The 3002-nt window shown below is 74.3% G+C and carries 4 protein-coding genes; 3 read left to right on the top strand and 1 reads right to left on the bottom strand.

Annotated elements, in window-relative coordinates:
• A partial coding sequence (locus tag AC2W7J_RS17170) for an ERAP1-like C-terminal domain-containing protein (RefSeq protein WP_485983900.1) occupies positions 1 to 632 on the top strand: 632 nt, incomplete at its 5' end.
• A 78-nt stretch (positions 633 to 710) separates the two neighbouring features.
• Here AC2W7J_RS17170 and AC2W7J_RS17165 read toward each other — a convergent pair.
• Positions 711 to 1700 carry an NADPH:quinone oxidoreductase family protein gene (locus AC2W7J_RS17165; RefSeq protein WP_485983898.1) on the bottom strand — a complete coding sequence of 330 codons (990 nt, stop codon included), beginning with the start codon at positions 1698 to 1700 and terminating at the stop codon, positions 711 to 713.
• A gap of 79 nt (positions 1701 to 1779) precedes the next feature.
• On the opposite strand from AC2W7J_RS17165, the gene AC2W7J_RS17160 reads away from it, so the two are divergent.
• Both AC2W7J_RS17160 and AC2W7J_RS17155 read left to right on the top strand, forming a co-directional pair.
• Entirely contained in the window at positions 1780 to 2304 is a 525-nt protein-coding gene (locus tag AC2W7J_RS17160; RefSeq protein ID WP_485983896.1) for a methylated-DNA--[protein]-cysteine S-methyltransferase, read from the top strand.
• Between the two features lie 28 nt (positions 2305 to 2332).
• On the top strand, positions 2333 to 3002 hold a 670-nt coding region (locus AC2W7J_RS17155), incomplete at its 3' end, for an MFS transporter (protein ID WP_485983894.1).

Here is a 3002-nt window from a genome sequence, read left to right as displayed (position 1 = left end):
CCGAGCCGGGCTCCTCGCTCGCGCTGCACGCCGCGCGCCTCGTCGCCCGCACGAGCGACGACGTCGAGGGTCGGCTCGTGCCGTGGTCGCAGGGCCGGGACCTGCCGGCCGGGCTCGAGGGTGATGCCGACTTCCGCTGGATCCTCATCGGGCAGCTGACCCGCCGTGGTCTCGTCGGCGCGGCCGAGGTCGACGAGGCCCTGGCGCAGGACCGCACGATGTCGGGGCAGCTCGGCGCACTCACCGCTCGCGCCGCGATCCCCACCGAGGAGGGCAAGGCCGCGGCCTGGGCCGACCTGACGACCAACCGGGAGCGCAGCAACCACGAGCTCGTCGCGATCGCCGCCGGCTTCTGGGGGCCGGCCGACCGCTCGCTCGTCGAGCCCTACGTCGAGCGCTACTTCGCCGACGTCCCGCCGATGCGGGAGTGGCTCGGCGAGGACGCCCTCGCCCGCGTGGCGGCGATGACCTACCCGTCGCGCTTCGTCAGCGACGAGACCCTCGAGCTGTCGCGGGCGACGCTGGCGCGCACCGACATCGACCAGGGCGTGCGGCGCTCGATCGTCGACGCGCAGTCCGAGCTCGAGGAGGCCCTGGCCTCACGCCGCGCCTTCCCCGCCGCACGACCTTAGGCAAATGCGGCCAGGGTGCGCACGACCTCAAGGACATGCGAACCCGGGTGCGCACGACCTCAAGGAAATGCGGAGGTCTCAGGCGGTGATGACGATCCGACCGGTGCTCGACCCGCCGGCGAGGCGGGCGAGCGCGGCCGGGGTGTCGGCGAAGTCGTAGGTCTCGGCGACGAGCGGGGCGACCTGCCCCGCGTCGGCCAGTCGCACGAGCTCGGCGTGGGCGTCGAGCACCGACTGGGGGTCGTGCTGCTGGTAGAGGCTCCAGTGCAGCCCGAGGATCGTGTAGTTCTTCACCAGGGCGTGGTTGAGCCGCGGCTCGGGGACCCGGCCGCTGGCGAATCCGACGACGATGATCCGGCCCTCGAAGGCGATGCACTTCGTGCTCTGGGTGAAGGCCGTGCCGCCGACGGGGTCGTAGACCACGTCGACGCCGCGGCCGTCGGTCGCCTCCTTGACCGCCTCGATGACGTCCTGCTCGCGACGGTCGACGACGACGTCGCAGCCGAGGTCACGCGCGATCTCGACCTTGTCGGCGCCACCGACGACGCCGATGACCCGCGCTCCGGCCGCCTTCCCCAGCTGGACGGCCGCCGACCCGACGCCACCGGAGGCGGCGTGGACGAGGAGGGTCTCCCCTTCGCGCAGGTGGGCCCGGCGGTGCAGGCCGAACCAGCCGGTCTGGTAGCTGATCATCAGCGCCGCGCTGGCGGCGTCGTCGAGCCCGGCCGGTGCGGCGAAGGTGCTCGCCGCGTCCATGAGGCACTCGGTGGCGAAGCCGCCCGCGGGCACCGCGGTGCCCCCGAGCACGCGGTCGCCGACGGCGACGTGGGTGACGCCCTCGCCGACCTCGAGCACGTCACCGCAGACCTCCAGCCCCGGGACGAAGGGAGGCTCCGGCCGGACCTGGTACTCACCGCGGCACATGAGGGTGTCGGCGAAGTTGACCGCGCTCGCGCGCACCGCGACCCGCACCTGGCCCGGCCCGGGGGTGGGCTCGGGGAGGTCGACGAGGCGGAGCACGTCGGAGGGATCGCCCAGCTGCTGGGCCTGCCATGCACGGATCGTCATGTCGCGGAGGCTACCGATCTCACACCCCGCCCCGCCCACGCGTCTGCAGGGTGTGAGCACTTCCACGATGATCGACCCCATGACCACGCGGCACGCCCTCCTGCCCACGAGCCTCGGTGGCCTCACCGCCGTCGTCGACGAGGCGAGCGGTGGCGGGGGTGCGGTCCTCGTCGGGCTGTACTTCCCGGGCCACTGGACGCTGCGCGACGGCGCCGACCACGGCCCGCGGGTCGAGCTCGGCGACGAGCCCCTCCTCGCCGCGCTCGCCGACCAGCTGCGCGAGTACCTCGCGGGGGAGCGCACGGACTTCGAGGTGGCCTACGAGCTGCGCGGCGGCGCGCACCACCGGCAGGTGTGGGCGCTGCTCGAGCGGATCCCCTACGGGCAGACCGTGACCTACGGCGACCTCGCCCGGGAGACGGGGGGCGCGGCCCAGGCCGTCGGCCGCGCCGTCGGGGCCAACCCGATCTCGATCCTCGTCCCCTGCCACCGGGTCATCGGTGCGGACGGGTCGATCACCGGCTATGCCGGCGGACTGGAGCGCAAGCGCACCCTGCTCGCCCTCGAGGAGCCGAGCGCCGTCGAGCGGGACGCGCTCTTCTGAGCGACGGCGTCGGGGCTACCGTCGCCGCATGAGCACCACCCCCACCCCGTCGCGAGCCGAGCGCCTCGGCGCGCTGCCGTACACCCGCCGCCACACCCGCCTGCTCGTCGGGTCGGGGACCGGCTGGGCCCTCGACGCCATGGACGTCGGGCTGATCTCCTTCGTCATCGTCGTCCTCGCCGACCAGTGGGACCTCACGACGGGCGAGCGGTCGTGGATCGTCACGGTCGGCTTCATCGGCATGGCGATCGGTGCGACCGTCGGCGGGTGGCTGGCCGACCGCTTCGGTCGGCGGGCGGTCTTCGCGACGACCCTGCTCGTCTACGGGCTGGCCACCGGCGCGTCCGCCCTCGTCGGCGGGCTCGCGGCCTTCCTTGTCCTGCGGCTCGTCGTCGGCCTCGGGCTGGGCGCCGAGCTGCCCGTCGCCTCGACCCTCGTCAGCGAGCTGTCCCCGACGCGCATCCGCGGTCGCCTCGTCGTGGCGCTCGAGTCCTTCTGGGCGCTCGGCTGGATCCTCGCCGCGGTCATCGGCTTCTACGTCGTACCCCGCGGCGACGACGGCTGGCGGTGGGGCCTGGCCCTCGGGCTGGTCCCGGCGGCCTACGCGCTCGTCGTGCGCTTCGGCCTGCCGGAGTCGGCCGCCTGGCTGGAGCGCCGCGGCCGGCGCGAGGAGGCCGAGCGGGTGGTGCGCGGCTTCG

This window comes from Janibacter sp. CFPM2_SD2, assembly GCF_057364645.1.
Note: the sequence above shows the minus strand (reverse complement) of the source record. Positions and strands in the feature narration are given on the sequence as shown.